Annotated in this window: 20 protein-coding genes and 1 pseudogene; 7 read left to right on the top strand and 14 right to left on the bottom strand. The window is 71.7% G+C overall.

Annotation, left to right across the window (positions count from 1 at the left end):
* Positions 1-63: 63 nt before the first annotated feature.
* Positions 64-273, bottom strand: coding sequence for a DUF397 domain-containing protein (locus AC3ET3_RS30955; protein ID WP_435613316.1), 210 nt, complete (start codon positions 271-273; stop codon positions 64-66).
* Positions 270-656 (bottom strand): annotated as a pseudogene (locus AC3ET3_RS30950) (Scr1 family TA system antitoxin-like transcriptional regulator); the annotation flags it as partial. The pseudogene AC3ET3_RS30950 and the gene AC3ET3_RS30955, both read right to left, overlap by 4 nt.
* Before the next feature lie 277 nt (positions 657-933).
* Between AC3ET3_RS30950 and hemB the strand changes: the two are divergent.
* Entirely contained in the window at positions 934-1,926 is a 993-nt protein-coding gene (gene hemB / locus AC3ET3_RS30945; RefSeq protein ID WP_432134387.1) for a porphobilinogen synthase, read from the top strand.
* A gap of 459 nt (positions 1,927-2,385) precedes the next feature.
* Positions 2,386-3,684 carry an aminotransferase-like domain-containing protein gene (locus AC3ET3_RS30940; RefSeq protein WP_432134386.1) on the top strand — a complete coding sequence of 433 codons (1,299 nt, stop codon included), beginning with the start codon at positions 2,386-2,388 and terminating at the stop codon, positions 3,682-3,684.
* 7 nt (positions 3,685-3,691) lie between these two features.
* On the opposite strand, the gene AC3ET3_RS30935 is transcribed toward AC3ET3_RS30940, so the two are convergent.
* The 4 genes from AC3ET3_RS30935 to AC3ET3_RS30920 are packed head-to-tail and all read right to left on the bottom strand — an operon-like array spanning position 3,692 to position 7,051.
* Complete coding sequence (locus AC3ET3_RS30935; protein ID WP_435613315.1) at positions 3,692-5,170, bottom strand: immunity 49 family protein; 1,479 nt, start codon at positions 5,168-5,170, stop codon at positions 3,692-3,694.
* A gap of 14 nt (positions 5,171-5,184) precedes the next feature.
* Complete coding sequence (locus AC3ET3_RS30930) at positions 5,185-6,003, bottom strand: DUF4253 domain-containing protein (protein ID WP_435613314.1); 819 nt, start codon at positions 6,001-6,003, stop codon at positions 5,185-5,187.
* Positions 6,004-6,038: 35 nt separating this feature from the next.
* Entirely contained in the window at positions 6,039-6,227 is a 189-nt protein-coding gene (locus tag AC3ET3_RS30925) for a DUF397 domain-containing protein (protein WP_432134383.1), read from the bottom strand.
* Positions 6,224-7,051, bottom strand: coding sequence for a helix-turn-helix domain-containing protein (locus AC3ET3_RS30920; RefSeq protein WP_432134382.1), 828 nt, complete (start codon positions 7,049-7,051; stop codon positions 6,224-6,226). Before AC3ET3_RS30920 ends, AC3ET3_RS30925 begins: the two co-directional genes overlap by 4 nt.
* 114 nt (positions 7,052-7,165) lie before the next feature.
* Here AC3ET3_RS30920 and AC3ET3_RS30915 point away from each other — a divergent pair, with 114 nt between their 5' ends.
* Positions 7,166-7,648: an ATP-binding protein gene (locus AC3ET3_RS30915; protein ID WP_432134381.1), complete on the top strand. Its 483-nt coding sequence runs from the start codon at positions 7,166-7,168 to the stop codon at positions 7,646-7,648.
* A gap of 33 nt (positions 7,649-7,681) precedes the next feature.
* Positions 7,682-8,326, top strand: coding sequence for a hypothetical protein (locus tag AC3ET3_RS30910; protein WP_432134380.1), 645 nt, complete (start codon positions 7,682-7,684; stop codon positions 8,324-8,326).
* A 68-nt stretch (positions 8,327-8,394) separates the two neighbouring features.
* Here the strand turns inward: AC3ET3_RS30910 and argS are convergent, their stop codons facing one another.
* Complete coding sequence (gene argS, locus AC3ET3_RS30905; protein ID WP_435613313.1) at positions 8,395-10,155, bottom strand: arginine--tRNA ligase; 1,761 nt, start codon at positions 10,153-10,155, stop codon at positions 8,395-8,397.
* A gap of 138 nt (positions 10,156-10,293) precedes the next feature.
* On the opposite strand from argS, the gene lysS reads away from it, so the two are divergent.
* Positions 10,294-12,033: a lysine--tRNA ligase gene (lysS, locus tag AC3ET3_RS30900; protein WP_432134378.1), complete on the top strand. Its 1,740-nt coding sequence runs from the start codon at positions 10,294-10,296 to the stop codon at positions 12,031-12,033.
* A 65-nt stretch (positions 12,034-12,098) separates the two neighbouring features.
* On the opposite strand, the gene AC3ET3_RS30895 is transcribed toward lysS, so the two are convergent.
* From AC3ET3_RS30895 to AC3ET3_RS30885, 3 genes are all read right to left on the bottom strand, one after another.
* The gene (locus AC3ET3_RS30895) at positions 12,099-13,346 is read right to left on the bottom strand and encodes a DUF2637 domain-containing protein (protein ID WP_432134419.1); all 1,248 of its coding nucleotides are present in this window, start codon (positions 13,344-13,346) and stop codon (positions 12,099-12,101) included.
* Between the two features lie 103 nt (positions 13,347-13,449).
* Positions 13,450-14,373 carry a DUF3558 family protein gene (locus AC3ET3_RS30890; RefSeq protein WP_432134377.1) on the bottom strand — a complete coding sequence of 308 codons (924 nt, stop codon included), beginning with the start codon at positions 14,371-14,373 and terminating at the stop codon, positions 13,450-13,452.
* Between the two features lie 107 nt (positions 14,374-14,480).
* A complete protein-coding gene (locus AC3ET3_RS30885) occupies positions 14,481-15,344 on the bottom strand; it encodes a DUF3558 domain-containing protein (protein ID WP_435613312.1) in 864 nt (287 codons plus the stop codon).
* Positions 15,345-15,563: 219 nt separating this feature from the next.
* Here AC3ET3_RS30885 and AC3ET3_RS30880 point away from each other — a divergent pair, with 219 nt between their 5' ends.
* Complete coding sequence (locus AC3ET3_RS30880; RefSeq protein ID WP_432157591.1) at positions 15,564-16,757, top strand: RtcB family protein; 1,194 nt, start codon at positions 15,564-15,566, stop codon at positions 16,755-16,757.
* Positions 16,758-16,770: 13 nt separating this feature from the next.
* Here the strand turns inward: AC3ET3_RS30880 and AC3ET3_RS30875 are convergent, their stop codons facing one another.
* The 4 genes from AC3ET3_RS30875 to AC3ET3_RS30860 all read right to left on the bottom strand — a co-directional run bounded on the left by AC3ET3_RS30875 (position 16,771) and on the right by AC3ET3_RS30860 (position 19,442).
* A complete protein-coding gene (locus AC3ET3_RS30875) occupies positions 16,771-18,033 on the bottom strand; it encodes a GNAT family N-acetyltransferase (RefSeq protein ID WP_432157590.1) in 1,263 nt (420 codons plus the stop codon).
* A 23-nt stretch (positions 18,034-18,056) separates the two neighbouring features.
* A complete protein-coding gene (locus AC3ET3_RS30870) occupies positions 18,057-18,242 on the bottom strand; it encodes a hypothetical protein (RefSeq protein ID WP_432134420.1) in 186 nt (61 codons plus the stop codon).
* Entirely contained in the window at positions 18,242-19,009 is a 768-nt protein-coding gene (locus tag AC3ET3_RS30865; protein ID WP_435613311.1) for an SDR family NAD(P)-dependent oxidoreductase, read from the bottom strand. Before AC3ET3_RS30865 ends, AC3ET3_RS30870 begins: the two co-directional genes overlap by 1 nt.
* A 94-nt stretch (positions 19,010-19,103) precedes the next feature.
* A complete protein-coding gene (locus tag AC3ET3_RS30860; RefSeq protein WP_432134418.1) occupies positions 19,104-19,442 on the bottom strand; it encodes a YnfA family protein in 339 nt (112 codons plus the stop codon).
* Between the two features lie 109 nt (positions 19,443-19,551).
* On the opposite strand from AC3ET3_RS30860, the gene AC3ET3_RS30855 reads away from it, so the two are divergent.
* Positions 19,552-20,028 carry a hypothetical protein gene (locus AC3ET3_RS30855; protein WP_432157589.1) on the top strand — a complete coding sequence of 159 codons (477 nt, stop codon included), beginning with the start codon at positions 19,552-19,554 and terminating at the stop codon, positions 20,026-20,028.
* Positions 20,029-20,330: the final 302 nt, after the last annotated feature.

Here is a 20,330-nt window from a genome sequence, read left to right as displayed (position 1 = left end):
GGGGGCGCTCCGCCGTTTCTGTCTCGCCGTGGCTAACCCTGCCCGCATGTCGGCACGCAGCGGTCAGACAGAGCCGAACTCCCCGGCCTTGACGCCCGCCACGAAGGACGAGAACGCGTCGGCGGTGAGGCGGAGAGCCGGACCGCTCGGGTTCTTGGAGTCACGGACGGGGACCACGCCGCGCGAGGCGACGAGGTTTGCGGCGATCTCTATGCACTGGCCGCCGTTGTTGCTGTACGAGGACGTGAACCAACGCGGGCTTCCGATCGTCACGGGGTGCCCTTTCGCAACTGGTTGATCATGGCCACGGATTCGGCCTGGGAGAGCGCTTCGGCCTGTAGTTGATGGTAGGCCGCCAGCATGGGCAGGACGAACCTGCTGTCCCGTTCCAGATGGCCCCGCTGGGCGGATTCGGCGTACGACATCAGCGAGCGGTCTGACATCGTGAGGACAGTGACCGGCAGGTCGAAGGGGCGGCGGACCCCCATGTCGAACGGCGCGACCTGGAGCACGGTGTTCGGCAGGTCTGCGAACTCGATCAGCCGCTCCAACTGGGCATTCATGACAGTGGGTGCGCCGACGGGCCGACGCGGACAGCTTTCGTCCAGCACCTCGGAGATCAGCGGCGGGGGCGTGCGGACAAGCGCGGTCTGCCGCTCCGAGACGAGCGTGACCTCGAGCGCAGGATTCCGCACTCCCTCCACAGCGCGGACAAGGACGAGAGCGGCGCCCGTGACCTGGGCATCTCGGTCCGGACGTACCGCAAGCACGTGGCGGCCCTGATGACCCGGCTCCAGGCGACCAACCGCTTCCAGGCGGCGCTGCTCGCCCGCGAGCGGGGGTGGTTCTGAGGCTCGGGCACCGAGGGCGGGACCAGGGCGGCCGACGCCGCGTCGGCAAGAGGGCGGCGCCGGCGGGCGTAGCTTGGGGAGTATGGCGAAGTACGGTTCCTTTCCCGGGGCGCGCCCGCGGCGGCTGCGTACCACTCCCGTCATGCGGCGCATGGTCGCCGAGACCCGGCTGCACCCGGCCGATCTGATCCTTCCCGCCTTCGTGCGGGAGGGGGTGAGCGAGCCGGTGCCGATCGCGGCGATGCCGGGGGTCGTGCAGCACACCCGGGACAGCCTGAAGAAGGCGGCCGCCGAGGCGGTCGAGGCCGGGGTCTCCGGGATCATGCTGTTCGGCGTGCCGGAGGAGAGCAAGAAGGACGCCGTGGGCACCTGCGGCACCGACCCCGAGGGGATCCTCCAGGTCGCCATCCGCGACGTGCGGGCGGAGGTGGGCGACGACCTGCTCGTCATGTCCGACCTGTGCCTCGACGAGACCACCGACCACGGGCACTGCGGGGTGCTCGACGCGCAGGGCCGGGTCGACAACGACGCCACCCTGGAGCGGTACGCCGAGATGGCCCAGGTCCAGGCCGACGCCGGGGCCCACGTGGTCGGCCCGAGCGGGATGATGGACGGGCAGATCGGGGTCGTCCGGGACGCCCTCGACCAGATCGGGCGGGAGGACGTCGCGATCCTCGCCTACACCGCCAAGTACTCCTCCGCCTTCTACGGCCCGTTCCGGGAGGCAGTCGGCTCCTCGCTGCGCGGGGACCGCAAGACCTACCAGCAGGACCCCGCGAACTGGCGCGAGTCCCTGCGGGAGCTCTCCCTCGACCTGGAGGAGGGCGCGGACATGGTGATGGTGAAGCCGGCCGGCCCCTACCTCGACATCCTGGCGCGGGTCGCCGACGCCGTGGACGTGCCCGTGGCCGCCTACCAGATCTCCGGCGAGTACTCGATGGTCGAGGCCGCCGCCGAGAAGGGCTGGGTGGACCGGGACCGGGCCATCCTGGAGACGCTGACCGGTATCAAGCGAGCCGGGGCGCGCAACATCCTCACCTACTGGGCGACGGAGGCCGCGCAGAAGCTCCGCTGACGTCCGGGGCCGGGCCGACGTCCGGGGCTGGGCTGAAGTCCGGGGCCGGGCCGAGGCCGCGGGTGAGGGCCGACGGGCCCTCGTCCCGCAGGCCCTCCCCGTCGTCGCAGGCCGTCAGCGAGAGCGCGGCCGTGACCGTCAGCGCGGCGAGCAGCAACAGGCGGATCGTGGGGCGGCGGCGCGGGGGCATGGCGGCCTCTCGTGGGGGTGCAGGGCGGCGGACCGGGGACGGCCTCAGCCTGCTGCGCCCCGGCACCGATGGCCAGGGCCGCCGGGCGATCCGGGACGGCCGCTGCCCGTCCACCGCTCTGACCTGCTGCGACGGCGGTCATCCGGGACGGTCCGTGGGACGCCCGGGCGAGGCGGTGTCCGGATCGCGAAAAGAACCTTGTACACGGCACTGATCTCCTTAGGCTGCGGGCAACGCGAGGTACCGCCCCTCAGCCGAAGGAGCCGTGAATGACCGCCCCCGCCGTCCCTGCCCTCGCCCCCGCCCCTGGAGCCTCTGCCGCAGGCGCTCCCGCCGTCCCTGCCACAGCCGCTCCCGCCGTGCCGCCGCCGCTCGCCGCACGGGCGCGCTCCGTCGGAGGGTCACCCGTGCGGGACATCCTCGCCGTCACCGCGCGCCCCGAGGTCATCAACTTCGCGGGCGGCCTGCCCGCGCCCGACGTCTTCGACCGCGAGGGCGTCGCCGCCGCCTTCCGCCACGTCCTCGACGAACTCCCCGCCCAGGCACTCCAGTACGCCACCACCGAGGGCGAACCAGCCCTGCGCGCGCTGCTCGCCGAACGGCACACCGTGCGCGGGCTGGCCACCGACGCCGACGACCTGCTCGTCACCACCGGCTCCCAGCAGGCCCTCTCCCTGCTCGCCGCCGCGCTGCTCGACCCCGGCGACACCGTCCTCGTCGAGAGCCCCTGCTACCTCGCAGCCCTCCAGGTCTTCGGACTGGCCGGCGCCCGCGTCGTCGCCGTCCCCGGGGACGACGCCGGTCCCGACCCCGACGCGCTCGCCGAACTCGTCGCCCGCGAGCGGCCCAAGCTGCTCTACACCGTCCCCACCTTCCAGAACCCCACCGGCCGCACCCTGCCCGCCGAGCGGCGCGCCGCGATCGCCGCCGTCGCCGCCCGCCACGGCCTGTGGATCGTCGAGGACGACCCCTACGGCGAACTCCGCTACGACGGCGAGCGCGTCCCCTGGATCGCCTCCTGCGACGGCGCCGGGGACCGTACGGTGCTGCTCGGCTCCTTCTCCAAGGTGATGGCGCCCGGGCTGCGGCTGGGCTGGCTGCGTGCCCCCGCCGGACTGCTCCGCGCCTGTGCCGTCGCCAAGCAGGCCGCCGACCTGCACACCCCGACCGTCAACCAGCTCGCCGCAGCCCGCTATCTCGCCGACCGCGACCTGGACGCCCATGTGGCCCGGGTCGCCGGGGTCTACCGCGAGCGGCGTGACGCGATGCTCGCCGGGCTGCCGGGCGCGCTCCCCGAGGGCTCGACCTGGAACCGGCCCGACGGCGGCATGTTCCTGTGGGTGCGGCTGCCCGACGGCCACGACACCACCGCCCTGCTGCCGCGGGTCGTCGCGCACGACGTGGCGTACGTCCCCGGAGCGCCTTTCTACGCCGGTGAGCCCGACCCCGCGACCCTCCGGCTCTGCTTCGTGACGCAGACGCCGGAGGAGATCGGGGAGGGGCTGCGCCGGCTGGGCGAGGGGCTGGCCGGGACTGGGTCCGGGTCCGGGGCCGTGGCCGTCGGCTGAGCGGCCGTCAGGGGATGTGCTCGATGCGCTGTCCGTCGAGGAGGTGGACCGGCAGGAACGGCAGGTCCTCGGGGAGGGGGAAACCCCAGTCGTGGGCGAGGCTCGCCAGCGCCAGCGGGCCCAGGGCGACCCGGGCGCGCGGCGCAGCCGACCCTCCCCAGTACGACCGGTGCTCGGCCAGGGCCTCGGTGAGCGTCTTGGCGAAGGTGTCGTGGTCACGTGTGATGAGGCGGTGGAAGAGGGCCACCGGCTGGTAGTCGATCGCGTCCACGAACGTCCTCGGCGCATGCGTGACCCCGGGCCCGGACGCCTCGATCGTGGCGCCCAGTTTCGCCACGACGTCGTCCATGGAGCCGTCGTCGGAGAAGTAGGTGCGCAGGGTGTCGGCCCAGTGCAGGACGTACGGGTCGACCGAGTCGTCCTCGCGCAGCCGCTCCATAGGCACCGCGCACAGCCGGCGGACGCGGTCCCGCTGCCGGCAGAGGACCGCCAGGTAGAGGGCGTCGAGCCAGGCCCGCGCGTCGGCGGGCGGCGCGGCGGGACCGGCCGGGAGCGGGCGTACCAGGTCCTCGTCCAGGTGGCAGTCCAGCGCCTGGTCCGTGCCGGTGAACAGGGCGGTGCCGAGCTGTACGGCGGTGGCCCAGGCGGCCCAGGTGAACCCCGAACTCGCCCTGGGATCGGCGGCACAGCGGGCGTGGGCGAGCTGGACGACCGTCGAGAAGGCGGCCTCCAGAGCGGCGGGGGCCGGGCTCGGGCTGAGGGCCGTCATCGACTCGGCGGCGCGGGCGGTCAGTCCGGCCGGGTCCGGTGTCCCGGCCGTCGCCCGGCCGGGTATACGGCCGGCCCGGTCCAGGCCGACCAGACCCTTCATCAGGGCCAGCAGCTCCGGCGGCGGCTGGACGGAGAAGCGGCGGGCCTCCTCGTCGATGACGGTGAGGGACGTCAGACCGCCCCGGTGCCACCAGTACAGGCGCGGGGACAGCGCGCCCCGGCCGTGGCTGTCCTCGTAGGCGCCGAGTCCGTACGAGGCGAGGGCGTTGACCGCGTCGACCACCGTGCCGTCGGCGATCGGGTGGTACACGAGGTTGTGGCGGCTGGGCATGACCACGAGGGCGCCCTCGTGCGGCAGGGACGCGCCGGTCGCCCGGTGGACGGCGGCGGCCAGGTACAGCGCCTTGCTCGCGACGAAGTGCGAGTCGCCGTGGAGGGAGTGCAGGACCGTCCCCTCGTGGGGGATCTCCTCGTGCGTCACCGGCACCCGCATCAGGTTCTCGTACGCCGCCCGCCCCAGCTCCTCCCGGTCCACGTGCGCCACGTCCGGGTCGGTGAGTACGCGGACGTCGGCCGGGCGGTCGAGGGCGTAGGCGAACACCAGGTCGTCGCTGATCCGGCGGGCGTAGGTCAGGGCGCCGACGATCTCCGGGGTGATCGAGCCGGCGGGGAGCAGGCGGGCGTGGACGCCGCTCAGCAGTTCTTCGTCGTCCATCGTGTCGGTGATCCTCAGTCCCACCAGAAGGTCCACGAGTCCGCGCCGACCAGTTCCTCGGCGTAGGCGGCGAGCGTGGTGGTGATGTTGTCCGGGCAGAAGGCGGAGTGCTCCACGGCCAGCGCCTCGGCGGTCGCGCGGTCGGTCGGCGGGGCGGCCACCGAGACGACCAGGACGTCGAAGCCGAGGGCGACCACGCGTATGCCGAAGCGGTCCTCCCAGGACCTCAGTACGGCGCACAGGCGCGCCACGTCGTTTTCGTGGTTCAGCGGGCCCGACCAGCCGATGGCGGCCGGTACGTCGGCCGACCGGCGAGCGGGCACGAGCGCCAGACTCGGGTCCTTGAACCAGCCCGGGCCGTTCTCCGCGAGCGCGTCCGCGACGCCGGCCGCCCGGACGTCCGGGTCGGCGGTCAGGACCCCGGCGGGCGCGAGACCGGGCCACGGCGTGCCCTCGACCGTCTCCCCGTTCCCGTTCCCGTTCCCGTTCCCGTCATCGCCATCGTTCTGGTCGCCCCAGTACTCCGCGAGGACTTCCTCGGCGTCGTGGTCACCGGGGTACGACACGTCCCCCGGCATCAACTCCCAGCCCGTCGGCCCGCCCTGCGCGCTCACGTCCACGAGCACCGGCAGCAGGCCCGCCCGCGCGGCCGGGACGCCCAGCGCCTTCCACACACCGGAGGCGGCCGCCTTCTCGGCGTGCCACAGCAGCGGCTCGTGCCACGGGCCGTCGTCCGTCTCCTGAATGAGTCTCCCGGGCGGGAGCTGAAGCCCGAGGGAACGGCCGCTCGGGTCGGTCGCCAGTCTGGGCAGCGGGTTGGGAAGAGTCGCCATGCCAGTGACTGTAAGTGCAGCCACTGACAACGGACTCAGCGCGCGGCGAAGCCGAGGAAGGCGGACCAGGCGGAGGGGGCGACGCGGAGGGCCGGGCCGTTCTCAGAGGGGTTCTTGGAGTCGCGGATGTGGACGGTCCGGGGGGAGAGGGCGACTTCGAGGCACTGGCCGCCCTCGTCGCCGCTGTACGTCGACTTGTACCACCGAAGCGCTTCCGTGCTCATTGCTCTCCTAGCAGGCGGTCGAGCAGGCTCGTGGAGTCCTGAGTGGTCAGGGCCTGTGTCCGCAGCATCGCATATTTGCGCGCCAGCCTGGACACCTCATCCGGGTCAGAAACCCACTGGCTGCCGCGTTGCGATTCCGTGTAGGCGAGGTGCTGGTGATCGGGGGTTTCGAGGAGCGTGAAGGGGCCGTTGAGTCCCGCGTGGAACGGGCTGCTGAGAGGAAGGAACTGGAGGGACAGGTTGGGCAGGTCGGCAGCCTCGCGCAGGAAGCAGAACTGCTCCCTGCGTGTCTCCGCGTCGCCGATCTGCATATACAGCGTCGGTTCCCACACCACGAAACTCATGGTCGGCGGACTCTTGCGGTGCAGGATTTCCTGGCGGTCGAGGCGTAGGCGCAGCGTCTTCTCAAGCTCCTCCACCTCATAGGCCGGAACCCGATTGCGCAGCACGGCCCGCGCGTACGGCTCGCTCTGGAGCAGGCCCGGGATCACCGCGTTGTCGTACCACGACAAGGTGATCGCCACCCGCTCCTGCTCCATGTACTCCTCCGCCCACAAAGGAAACTGGTCCACCTCCGGCAGGTTGGCCACCCCAGTCGCCAACACACCTTTTGTCCCCAGGATTTCGTCCAACAGCTCTGCCAGGTCGGCCTTCAGGAACCGCCTCCCCTGTTCGATCGACGCGATGGTCTCCTCGTCGACGTTGGCCCGCTGCGCGAGCGCCGCCTGGGTGTGTCCGGCCGCCCGGCGGGCCGTCCCGAGCTGGCGGCCCAGCATCTTCATCGACGAGTGGTTCTTCTTCTGCGGAAGCTTCCTGGCGCTCATGCTTGTCGAGATCCCCCAGACACGCCCGTACGCGAACCCGTTGCAGCCCGTACAAATCTTTCGTACGGGTTCACTGAGTGCACTACGGTAGTAACTCTGCGCAACTCTCGACCCGTGAACGAAACGATCCAACTCCAGCCACTACGGCAGAAGTTCTTCCGGCGGGACCGCAGGTCGGTGCCCGCCGCCCGGCAGTTCGCGGCCGAGACGTTGCGGTGGTGGGAGCTCGCGGAGTGGGAGCGGGCCGGTGACGTGCTGCTCTGCGTGAGCGAACTGGCGACCAACGCCCTGCTGCACGGCGTACCGCCCGGCCGCCAGTTCCTGCTGTTCCTCCGCTGCAACGGCCGCGTCCTGCACGTCGAGGTCCACGACAGCGGCCCCGGCCACCCGCGCGTCGCCGAGCGGCGCGGCGAGGGCGGACACGGGCTGCTGCTGGTCGCCGCGCTCAGCGACGACTGGGGGGTGCGGGAACGGGAGCTCGGGAAGGTCGTGTGGTGCGCGTTCGGCTGTGACCAGTTGCTGCGCGAAGCGATGATTCCGTACGCGGAGGACAGCGCACGCATCGGTGACGGCCTGGACGACCTGTGCGACAACTGAACGCGGGCAGGTGGGTGCTGACAAGATCGGGTCATGGGTTTGAACATGGTCGTTGGTGTGCTCAGCGATGCCGAGGATGACTACACCGAGATGGTTCGCGCTGACTTCGTCGGGATCGGTGAGCTGCTGGAGCGGGCGGGAGTGCGGCAGTGGGCCGAGCCCGATCCGGTCGGGGCGGAGGGCGCGGAGTTCGAGATGTGGGGCTACTCGGGCTTGCATGCCGTTCGTCGTCTTGCCGTCCACCTCGCGGCGGGTGGGCGCCTGCCCGAGCCGTTGCATGAGGCCCAGCGTGCGACTGACGACCCGCTGTTGAGCAAAGCTTACGAGACTCTTCCGGGAAATCCTCCGGGACCGTTCGACCACCTGATCCATCATTCGGACTGCGAGGGGTACTACGTCCCCGTCGACTTCCCCCACGTCATCGTTGATAAAAGGGCTCCGGGCGGCTACCTCGGTTCTTCGGCGCGGCTGCTGGTGGAAGCCCGTCGACTCGCTGAAGCCCTTGGTCTTCCCGAAGACCTCGATCCGCACTCCGAGGAGGTCTTCGAGGCCGCCGACGCCGAAGAGGCAACCAGTAAGGGATGGCAGCGTTACGGCGTCGAATCGTATGTCTGCCTGCAACTTCTCCAGGCTGCGAAACTCTCGATCGCGACCGGGGCAGCCATCGCTTTCACCTGAGCCTCTGACAGCCGACAGCCCCGTCGGACGTAGTGTCCGGCGGGGCTGCTCGCTGGTCGGGTGGACGGTCAGAGCTTCTCGGGCGTTCGGATGCCCAGCAGGCCCATGCCCTTGGTCAGGGTGCGGGCCGTCATGTCGCACAGGAAGAGGCGGTTCTCGACCTGGGCGGGGGTGTCGGCCTTGAGGACCGGGCACTTGTCGTAGAACGACGTGTAGAGGGTCGCCAGTTGGTACAAGTACGCGGCCAGCTTGTGCGGCGCGTACTCCGCCGCCGCCTCGAAGACCGTGTCGCCGAACGCGTCCAGGTGGAGGCCCAGGGCCCGTTCCGCCGGGTGGAGTTCCAGCTCCGGGTGCGCGGACGGGCGTACGTCGCCCGCCTTGCGGAGGATGGACTGGATACGGGCGTACGCGTACTGGACGTAGACCGACGTCTCGCCGTTCAGGGAGACCATCTGGTCGAGGTCGAACTTGTAGTCCCGGCTCGGCGACGTCGACAGGTCCGCGTACTTCACGGCGCCGATGCCGACCTGTGCGGCCCGCTCCTGGATCTCGTCCTCGGTGAGGTCGCGCGCCTTGTCCCGGACCACCTCGGCGGCCCGCTGCACGGCCTCGTCCAGCAGGTCCTCAAGCCGTACGGTCTCGCCCTCACGCGTCTTGAACGGCTTGCCGTGCTTGCCCAGCACCGTGCCGTAGCCCATGTTGTGCGCGGTGACGTCGCCGTTCAGCCAGCCGGCGCGGCGGGCCGTCTCGAAGACCATCCGGAAGTGCAGCGACTGGCGGACGTCCACGACGTACAGCAGGGTCGTCGCGTGCAGGTCGAAGACGCGGTTGCGGATCGCCGTCAGGTCGGAGGCCGCGTAGCCGAAGCCGCCGTCGGCCTTCTGCACGATCAGCGGGACCGGCTGGTCGTCCTTGCCGCGGATGTCGTCGAAGAAGACGACGAGCGCGCCCTCGGAGCGGACCGCGACGCCCATCTCCTCCAGGAGGCGGGCGGTCTCCGGCATGCCCTCGTTGTACGCGGACTCGCCGACGATCTCCTCGTCCCGGATCTCCATGTCCAGCTTCTCGAAGACCGAGTAGAAGTAGACCTTCGACTCGTCCACGAACTGCTGCCAGAGGTCGAGCGTCTCCTTGTCGCCGGACTGGAGCGCGACGACCCGCTTGCGCGCCCGCTCCTTGAACTCCTCGTCGGAGTCGAAGACCGCGCGGGACGCCTTGTAGACCCGGTTCAGGTTCGACATGGCCTGCTCGCCGTCGACCTCGGAGGCCGGGGCCAGCTCGCCCGGGTGCTCCAGCAGGTACTGGATCAGCATGCCGAACTGGGTGCCCCAGTCGCCGATGTGGTGGCGGCCGATCGTCTTCTCGCCGGTGAAGTCGAGCATGCCGCGCAGGGCGTCGCCGATCACCGCCGAGCGCAGGTGGCCGACGTGCATCTCCTTCGCCACGTTCGGCTGGGCGTAGTCGATGACCGTGGTGCCGGGGTGCTCGGCGAGGGGCACGCCCAGGCGGCCGGTGTCGTCCGCGTACCGCGCGGCCAGGTTCTCGGTGATCGACCGGTCGGTGAGGGTGATGTTGAGGAAGCCGGGCCCGGAGACCTCGATGTCCTTGATCACGTCACCGGTGACGACCCCGGACACCACCTGCGTGGCCAGCTCGCGCGGGTTCGCCTTGGCCTTCTTCGCCAGCGCCAGGATGCCGTTGGCCTGGTAGTCGGCCCGGTCGCTTCGTCGCAGCAGCGGGTCCGCGCCGGCGGCCTCCGGGAGGCCGGCGGAGAGGGCGGACGCGAGGTGCTGCCGGACGGAGTCGCTGAGGGACGTGACCGAGGCCATAGGAATGGGTGCCGTTCTCCTCGTGGGGATGGATATACCCGGCCAGTATCCCATGGGGGTAAAGCCGTTTTTCCGGTCGCCGGGGCGTCTGGGAGTATGGGGTGGTCAATCGACCATTCCAGCTCAGATCAAGAGGACGTGCCGATCGTGGGGCAGAGCACCGAGACCACCGACTGGGTCTCCCGTTTCGCGGACGAGGTCATCGAGGCGTCGGAGCGTCGGGCCCCCGGCAAACCGGTCGTCGTCGCGTCGGGTCTCTCCCCCTCCGGGCCCATCCACCTGGGCAACCTCCGCGAGGTCATGACCCCGCACCTCGTCGCCGACGAGATCCGGCGTCGCGGCCACCAGGTGCGCCACCTGATCTCCTGGGACGACTACGACCGTTACCGCAAGGTCCCGGCCGGGATCGCGGGTGTCGACGACTCCTGGGCCGAGCACATCGGCAAGCCGCTCACCTCCGTACCCGCGCCCGCCGGGTCGTCGTACCCGAACTGGGCCGAGCACTTCAAGGCCGCGATGACCGAGGCGCTGGCCGAGCTGGGCGTGGAGTTCGACGGGATCAGCCAGACCGCGCAGTACACCTCGGGCGTGTACCGGGAGCAGATCCTGCACGCCATGAGGCACCGCGGTGACATCGACGCCGTGCTCGCCCAGTACCGGACCAAGAAGGCCCCGGCGAAGAAGTCGCAGAAGCCGGTCGACGAGGCCGAACTGGAGGCCGCGGAGGGCTCCGGCGCGGCCGCCGAGGACGACGGCTCCGCCGGGTCCGCCGGGTACTTCCCCTACAAGCCGTACTGCGGCAACTGCCAGAAGGACTTCACCACCGTCACGTCCTACGACGACGACACCACGGAGATGACGTACTCCTGCACGGTGTGCGGCTTCTCCGAGACGGTCCGGCTGAACGAGTTCAACCGCGGCAAGCTGGTCTGGAAGGTCGACTGGCCGATGCGGTGGGCGTACGAGGGCGTGATCTTCGAGCCGAGCGGTGTCGACCACTCGTCGCCGGGGTCCTCCTTCCAGGTCGGCGGGCAGATCGTCGGTATCTTCGGCGGCGAGCAGCCCATCGGCCCGATGTACGCCTTCGTCGGCATCTCCGGCATGGCGAAGATGTCGTCCTCGCGGGGCGGCGTGCCCACCCCGGCCGACGCGCTGAAGATCATGGAGCCGCAGTTGCTGCGCTGGCTGTACGCCCGGCGCAAGCCCAACCAGTCCTTCAAGATCGCCTTCGACCAGGAGATCCAGCGGCTCTACGACGAGTGGGACAAGCTCGACGCCAAGGTGGCCGACGGGTCCGCGCTGCCGGCCGACGTCGCCGCGCACTCCCGCGCCGTGCGGACCGCCGCCGGTGACCTGCCGGGCACGGCGCGGCCGCTGCCGTACCGCACGCTGGCGTCCGTCGCCGACATCACCGCCGGCCACCAGGACCAGGCGCTGCGCATCCTCTCCGAACTGGACCCGGAGAACCCGCTGGGCTCGCTGGACGAGGCGCGGCCGCGGTACGACAAGGCCGAGGCGTGGATCAACACGCAGGTGCCCGCCGACCAGCGGACCATCGTGCGCGAGGAGCCCGACGCGGAGCTGCTGAAGTCCCTCGACGACGCGTCCCGGCAGTCGCTGCGGCTGCTGCTGGACGGGCTCGCCGAGCACTGGTCGCTGGACGGGCTGACCCACCTCGTGTACGGCGTGCCCAAGGTGCAGGCCGGGTTCTCCGCCGACGCGACGCCGAAGGAGCTGCCGGCCGAGATCAAGACGGCCCAGCGCGCGTTCTTCGCGCTGCTGTACCACCTGCTCGTCGGGCGGGACACCGGACCGCGGCTGCCCACGCTGCTGCTGGCGGTGGGTCAGGAGCGGGTGCGGGCGCTGCTCGGGGAGTAGGCGGCACGAGCCAGGACAGGAAGAAGGGGCCCTCGCACGAGGGCCCCTTCTTCCTGTCCTGGCTCCTACGCGATGTGGTCCTCTTCGAGCTCCGCGTTGTAGCGGTTCGTGAAGCGGTTGACCATGCGCTTGGCGTCCTCCGGCGGGAGGGTGATGCTGAACTCCGCCTCGACGTTCTCGCCGAACTCGCGGGGCGTCGGGTAGCTGCCGTTGATCGACTGCTTGAAGACCTGGTAGTACTCCTCCTCGCCCGGTTCCGGGGAGCCGCCGCCCTCGCCGAGCTCACGGCTGCGGTTGGGGCCGACAGGGATCGGGAAGCTGCCGGTCTCGTCGGGGGAGGGCTGCTGGAAGTCCTCCGGCTGCTGCTCCTCGTACCAGTCCCCGTACTGCTCCTCGGGGGCGTACTGGGGCTCCTGCATCATCGGGTCGTACGTCGGGTCGTAGCCGCCGTGGTACTCGATCTGCTGGGGGTGGCGGGCGTGCAGCCAGGGGCTTCCCTCCGGGCCGGTGGCCTCCTCGGGGCGCCCGGTGCGCTGGTGGGGGAGCGAGGGGTGCTGTTCGGCGGGGGGTGCCGCCTGCTGCGGCGCGGGCGCCGGCTCGGCGGCCCGGGCGTCCGTGACCGCGGGCTTGACCGGCGGGAGCAGCGCCGGCTCGATGCCCGCCGCCGCCAGGCCCGCCGGGGCCGTCTCGGCCAGGGGGACGCCGTAGCGGGCCAGGCGCAGCGGCATCAGGGATTCCACGGGGGCCTTGCGGCGCCAGGCGCGGCCGAAGCGGGAGCGGAGCCTCGCCTGGTAGACGAGACGTTCCTGCTCCAGCTTGATGACCTGTTCGTAGGAGCGCAGCTCCCAGAGCTTCATGCGGCGCCAGAGCAGGAAGGTCGGCACCGGGGAGAGCAGCCAGCGGGTGAGGCGGACGCCCTCCATGTGCTTGTCCGCCGTGATGTCCGCGATGCGCCCGATGGCGTGGCGGGCGGCCTCGACCGCGACGACGAACAGCACCGGGATCACCGCGTGCATGCCCACACCCAGCGGGTCCGGCCAGGCGGCGGCGCCGTTGAACGCGATCGTCGCCGCCGTCAGCAGCCAGGCCGTCTGGCGCAGGAGGGGGAACGGGATGCGGATCCAGGTCAGCAGCAGGTCGAGGGCCAGCAGGACGCAGATCCCCGCGTCGATGCCGATCGGGAAGACGTACGAGAAGTTCCCGAAGCCCTTCTTGATGGCCAGCTCACGGACGGCCGCGTACGAACCGGCGAAGCCGATGCCGGCGATGATCACGGCACCGGCCACGACCACGCCGATGAGAACGCGGTGCATCCGAGTCAGCTGCAGTGGCGCGGCCACCCGTACTCCCCTCCCATTGCGTGTTCTTGCGCGCAACAGAGTGGCACACATGTACGGCGAACGTGTCGCCGGACCGTCAGCTCTTCTGGGAAGCGGAGGCCGAAGCGGAGGCCGAGGGGGCGGAGGAGGCGGGCTTCGAGGCGGCCGGGGCGGGGGTGCCCGAGGCCTTCGGCTCGTTGGCCGCGCGGACGGACGCGACGGCTTCCTTGGCGGCCTTCTCCGCGAGCTTGGCCAGGCCGTCGGCGTCCGGCGTCTTGTCACCGGCCAGGCCGGCGCCGTTGTAGTCGACCGTGACGACGACGTTGCCCGCCCGGACGACGACCGTCTGCTGCTTGAAGGCGCCCTCCTTCTTCTTCAGGTCGTAGCGCACGGACGTCGCCTGGTCGCCGGCGCCGGCGAGCGCGGCCGACTTGGTGTTCTTGGCGTCCGGCACCGTCCGGAGGTCCTCGACCTGGCGGGTGTAGTGGTCCTTGGCGAGGTCGTCGCCGGAGCCGCGGGTCACGTCGGACTCGAAGCGCACCAGGGAGACGTTCAGCCAGCGGAACTGGGAGCCCTTGACGCCGTTGTTGTCGAGGCTGCTCCAGGAGCAACTGGCGCGCGTGCCCGGCTCGTCGGTGGAGCCCGGCTTGCCGGCCGGCTCCGCCTCGGGGACCAGCTCGCCGAGCGTCTTCTTCGGCAGCGTCGCACACGCCTTGGGCAGCGAGGCGTACGTGGCGGCCGGCACGGTCGGGGACGGGCTCGCGGTCGCGGAGGCCGAGGCGCCGGCGTCCCGCTCGGCGGACGACCCCGAAGCGGAACCGGAACCGGAGTCGCCGCCGGAGCCGGAGGAGCAGGCGGAGGCGAGCAGGAGCACCGGGAGGGCGGCCGCGACGGCGAGGGCGCGCGGCGCGCGGCGTACGGGGCGGGTGCCGTCCGGCCGGGGCATGTCGGCGGTGCGCTCGGCTCGCCGGTGGCTCTGGTCGTCTCGCTGGGCTCGTCGCTGCATGGTTCCTTCACTCATGACGCTCGTGGATCCTGCGGTCGGATCGGGTCCGAGGGGTCACGGTACGCGGTGAGCCGACCGCGTGGCGGCGGTTGCCGGGGTTGGCCGCAGGGTGATCGTCCGGGTTAACCGGCGAGCGACTCGGCCAGCTGGGAGGCGAGTTTCCGGGCCTTGTCCTGCATTTCCTCGCTGTCGGGCACGGTGCCGACGGTGGCCGGCTGCTCCTCGTACTGGATGGTCACGATGACGTTGGACGTGCGGAACGCCACAGTGATCGTGCGTCGCTTGGCCGTCGAACCGCCGCTGCCCAGGGCGTCGTCGAGGAAGGCCTCGTCCCCCAGGTCGTCGAGGACGCGGGGCTGGAGACCGGCGGGGGTGGCGCTGCCGCTCGGCGTGCCGCTCGGTGTGCCGCTCTGTGTCCCGTCGGCGCTGCCGCTCGGGGTGGCGCCACCGCTCGGGGTGGGGCCGGGGCTCGCGCCGGCGGCGGCCGCGCTGGCGCCGGGGACGGGGGAGCCGGTGCCCGTGCCGGTCGGGGCGGGCACCGGGAGGCGGGCGGCGGTCCGCTGCTCGGCGAAGAGCAGTTCGGCCTGCGAGTCGTCGCTGACGGAGGTGTCGTAGGACACGACGCGTTCGAGGTCGACGGAGAGGTGGTCGGTGGCGGTGGGCGACTCCACCTTCCAACGGCAGCCGACCTTGCGGTCGGTGTCGAAGGTGAGGGTCGGGCTGCCGGTGTACGCGGCCTCGCGCCGGGTCTCGTCGGTGAGCTGCTTGATGCCGGGCAGCAGGGCGTCGAGGGCGCTCCGGCCGACCGCGCGGCACGGCTCGGGGAGGGTGGCGTACCGGCCGGGCTCGGCCGCGGCGGTGGCGGTGCCGGGTTGCCCGGGGTTGGAGTCGTCGGTCGCGCCCCCGGTGTCCGAGCTGCCCGTGCAGCCGGCGAGGACCGCCGCGAGCAGGGCGGCGACGCCGGGTCCGTAGGCCTTCCGCTGCACGGTGCGGCTCCTTCCGACGGGGGCTGACGGGCTGGGGTCCTTCTGACGGGTCTCCGTGGGAGAAGGACCCTAAATGGCTTGCTGGGCAGGGGCGGGCCCTGACCACAATGTGTATCGCACGCAACGCCGTGGATGCCGGTCTGCCGTCCCTTTCGTCGACCTTGGCGCCGGTTTTGCGTATTGAGGCTTTTTCAGTGATTCCCGGGGGAACGAGGCGATATGTCGTACGTGGAGATGCCCGGCGCCAAGGTGCCGATCCGTATGTGGACCGACCCGGCGTCGGTCGAGGACGTGGCGCTGCGGCAGCTGCGCAACGTGGCGACGCTGCCCTGGATCAAGGGGCTGGCCGTCATGCCCGACGTCCACTACGGCAAGGGCGCCACCGTCGGGTCCGTCATCGCGATGCGCGGGGCGGTGTGTCCGGCGGCGGTCGGTGTGGACATCGGCTGCGGGATGTCGGCGGTGCGGACGTCGCTGACGGCGAACGACCTGCCCGGGGACCTGTCGCGGCTGCGGTCGAGGATCGAGCAGGCCATCCCGGTCGGGCGGGGCATGCACGACGACCCCGTGGACCCGGACCGGTTCCACGGCCTGTCCACCGGCGGGTGGGACGACTTCTGGGGGCGTTTCGACGGCGTCGCGGAGGCGGTCAGGTTCCGTCAGGAACGCGCCACCAAGCAGATGGGGACGCTCGGTTCGGGCAACCACTTCGTGGAGGTCTGCGTCGACGCCGACGGGGCGGTGTGGCTCATGCTGCACTCCGGGTCCCGCAACATCGGCAAGGAACTCGCCGAGCACCACATCGGCGTGGCGCAGAAGCTTCCGCACAACCAGGACCTGGTCGACCGCGACCTCGCCGTCTTCGTCGCGGACACCCCGCAGATGGCGGCGTACCGCAACGACCTGTTCTGGGCGCAGGAGTACGCCAAGTACAACCGCACCCTCATGATGGCGCTGCTCAAGGACGTCGTCCGCAAGGAGTTCAAGAAGGCCAAGCCGACTTTCGAGCCGGAGATCTCCTGCCACCACAACTATGTGGCGGAGGAGCGGTACGACGGCATGGACCTGCTGGTGACCCGCAAGGGCGCGATCCGGGCCGGCTCCGGCGACTACGGCATCATCCCCGGCTCCATGGGCACCGGTTCGTACATCGTGAAGGGCCTCGGCAACGAGAAGTCCTTCAACTCCGCCTCGCACGGCGCCGGCCGGCGCATGAGCCGCAACGCGGCCAAGCGGCGTTTCTCGACCCGGGACCTGGAGGAGCAGACCCGGGGCGTGGAGTGCCGCAAGGACTCCGGCGTGGTGGACGAGATCCCGGGCGCCTACAAGCCGATCGAGCAGGTCATCGACCAGCAGCGGGACCTCGTCCAGGTCGTGGCGCAGCTGAAGCAGGTGGTGTGCGTCAAGGGCTGAGGTCCCGCGGCGTTCAGTCGCGCAGCGACTTCTCCAGGAGGGTCACCGCGTACGGGCTGCCCGTGCCGTCGGTCTTGGCGGGCTGCTCGCCCACGACGCGGTAGCCCGCCGCCTCGTAGTACGCCCGCAGCCGCGGGTTGGACGAGAGACAGTCGAGACGGCTGTACGGGCGGCCGGCCGCGGCGATGCGCGACTCGGCGTGGGCGAGCAGGGCGCGGCCTACGCCGGGCGGGGCCGTGTGCGGGGCGGTCATCAGCCGGTGGACATAGCCGGCGTCGGAGGGCCGGGGGCCCCAGGCCGCCGGGTCGTCCCACCAGACCTCGCAGGCGGCGGCCAGATGACCGGCCGTGTACGCCAGCCACACCTCGCCCTCGGCCATCCGCGCGGTGAAGTGGGCCTCGTCCTTCTCACCCGGCCGCCACTGGGCGATGCCGCGCGCCTGCTGCCACAGCGCGGCCGAGTCGCGCAGGCGGACCAGCGCGGGCGCGTCGGCGGGGGTCGCCGTACGGTACGCCGGCTCGGGCCAGGACACGGGAACCGGCTCCAGGTACGCGGCGCGCAGGCTCTCCCGCAGCTCGGCCGCGTCCAGGCCCAGGGTGCCGGTCACATAGCCGTCGACCGAGCCGTGACGGGACCTCATCGCGGCCAGGAAGAGCCGCATCACCGAGGCCGGCGCGCTCGCGAAGGCCGGCCAGCCGGGGCTGCGGCCGCCGTTGCGCGCCCGCCACTCGGCGAGCAGGGCCGGGCGGGCGGGCTCGGTATGGGTGAAGTCCTCCACCACGGTCGGCTCGTCGACACCGAGAAGGGTCAGCACCAGGGCGGCCAGCTCGCCGGTGCGGTCCTTGCCGGAGGCGCAGTGGAAGGCCACCGGGGCGGTCGCGTCGGCGATGAGCCGCAGCGCGGTCCGGATCTCCTTCTTGCCGTCCTCCGCCACCTCCATGAACCGTTCCGAGAGGTACGGGCCGGGGTCGACGTCCGCCGTCAGCGCCGCCTGGTCGTAGGGGCGGTGCTCGATGCTCAGGTTGCGGTACGTGAAGGACGGGTGGTCCGGGATCCGGCCCCGGCTCTCGATCTCCCACGGGTACCGCAGGTCGATCACCGTGCCGACGCCCAGGGACAGGAACGCCGACCAGTCCGCCGTGCCCTGCCGCAGCTTGCCCAGGGAGTCCGAGCGGTACAGCCGGCCCGGGCGGACCCGGTGGCGGCCGTCGGCGGTGCGGTAGCCGCCCAGGTCGCGGAAGTTGTGCAGCGTCCGGAAGGGGAGGTGTCTGTCCACCGCCCCAGTGTTCCCCGGGCCGGTCAGTGGCCGTGCCGTACCGCGTAGATCATGACGAACGCCACAATGTGGATGCCGAAGAGGAAGTACGCCAGGAAGTACCAGACCTGGCGCTCGTCCTTCGTCTCCTGGGCCAGCCGCCGCTTCTCGGCCGAGGCCGGCGCCGACGGGTCCGAGGCCGGCATCGGCTCGGGGCTCGGTTCCGCCATCACAGCTCCCTGTGGACCTTGGTGTTCGACGCCTGCGCGCGGGGGCGCAGGACCAGCAGGTCGACGTTGACGTGGCTGGGCCGGGTGACCGCCCAGGCGATGGTCTCCGCCACGTCGTCGGCGGTGAGGGGGTCGGCCACGCCCTGGTAGACCTTGTCCGCCTTCTCCCGGTCGCCGCCGAACCGGGTGAGGGCGAACTCCTCCGTCTTCACCATGCCGGGGGCGATCTCGATCACGCGGACCGGCTTGCCGACGATCTCCAGGCGGAGCGTCTCCGCGAGGACGTGCGCGCCGTGCTTGGCGGCGACGTAGCCCGCGCCGCCCTCGTACGTGCCGTGTCCGGCCGTCGACGACACCACGACCACCGTGCCGTCGCCGCTCGCCTCCAGCTTGGGCAGCAGCGCCTGGGTGACATGGAGGGTGCCGAGGACGTTGGTCTCGTACATCGTGCGCCACTCGTCCGGGTCACCGGTGGCCACCGGGTCGGCCCCGAGCGCGCCGCCCGCGTTGTTGACCAGGACGCCGATCGTCCTGAACGCGGTGGCGAACTCGTCCACCGCCGCGCGGTCCGTGACGTCCAGCCGGTACGCGGTCGCCGAACCGCCGGCCTCGTTGATCTCCTTGGCCAGCGCCTCGATGCGGTCCTCGCGGCGGGCGGTGAGCACGACGCGGTAGCCGGCGGCGGCGAGCTGCCGGGCCGTGGCGGCGCCGATGCCGCTGCTCGCGCCGGTCACTACGGCGATGCGGGACGGGGTGGCGGGGGCCATGGGCTGCTCCTCGGCGGGGTGTGCGGTCCCGGCCCAGGATAGGCGGCGGGCGACGGGGGTGGGTCTGGTGTTCGAGCGCGTGGGGTCGGTGGCGTCACGAGCCGCTTCTCGGGGCCCACATGATCACCGCCATGCCGGTCAGGCAGATCACGGCGCCCGTCACGTCCCAGCGGTCGGGGCGGTAGCCGTCCGCGACGGCGCCCCACAGCAGCGAGCCGGCGACGAAGACGCCGCCGTACGCGGCCAGCACGCGGCCGAAGTGGGCGTCGGGCTGGAAGGTGGCGACGAAGCCGTAGGCGCCGAGGGCGAGGACGCCGCCGCTGATCCACAGCCAGCCCCGGTGCTCGCGCAGCCCCTGCCACACAAGCCAGGCCCCGCCGATCTCGAACAGCGCGGCGACGACGAAGAGGGCGGCGGAGCGGAGGATCTGCATGGTGTCGAGACTCCCAGACGTCACCTGATGGAGGGCGCCTGCCTCTCGCCTCGCGGGGGATACATGCGTACGACCCGGTGAGGGTGTCGGCTGACGAGGAGTGGATGGCATGCGCGGGACGAGGCTGCTGGGCGTGACGGCGGCGACGGCGCTGGCGGCGGGCGCACTGGCGGCCGGCCCGGCGCGGGCGGAGGAGGCACCGCAGGCGGACCTCGCCTACCACGGGTACGCGCTGCTGGCCGGCGGGCGGCTGGAGATGCGCCTCACCGCGCAGAACCACGGGCCCGCACCGGTCGCCGACGCCACCGTACGGCTGCGCTGGTCGGTGCCGCTCGCCAAGCGGACACAGCGGCTGCCCGACGGGTGCGTGCGGACGGCGGCCCGGGACGTGGTGTGCCGGACGGGTGAGCTGGACGCCGACGCGTGGGGCGAGCGGATGGCGTTCGGCGTGTGGCTGCGGGGGCGGCCGACCGAGGTGCTGCTGGAGATCGACACGGTGTGGAGCGGGGGGTCCGTGGACGTCAACCGGGGCAACGACCGGCAGCGGGTGCTGGTGCTGGACACGGGGGATCGGTACCACTTCTGAGGCGGGGCGTGGGGGGACGGTTCGCTGGCCGGGTGGCCGGGTGGCCGGGTGGCCGGGTGGCCGGGTGGCCGGGTGGCCGGGGGGCCGGGCCGTGGGGCTCGGTGGTCGGGTGGCTGGGTGGCTGGGTGGCGGGGGCCGTGGGGCTCGGTGGTCGGGTGGCTCGGGGCCCGGGCCGGTGGTCGGGAGGCCCGGCGCGGGAGGTCCGGTGGTCGGCAGGCCCGGTGGTCGTGCGGGCGGGCCCGTTGCCCTGCGGACGCCGGATTGCCCGGTGACCTGCGGTCCGGCCGGCCCCGCGGCGGCCC

The sequence above is a fragment of the Streptomyces sp. bgisy159 genome, from assembly GCF_057707805.1.
This window is presented reverse-complemented; position numbering and strand designations above follow the sequence as displayed.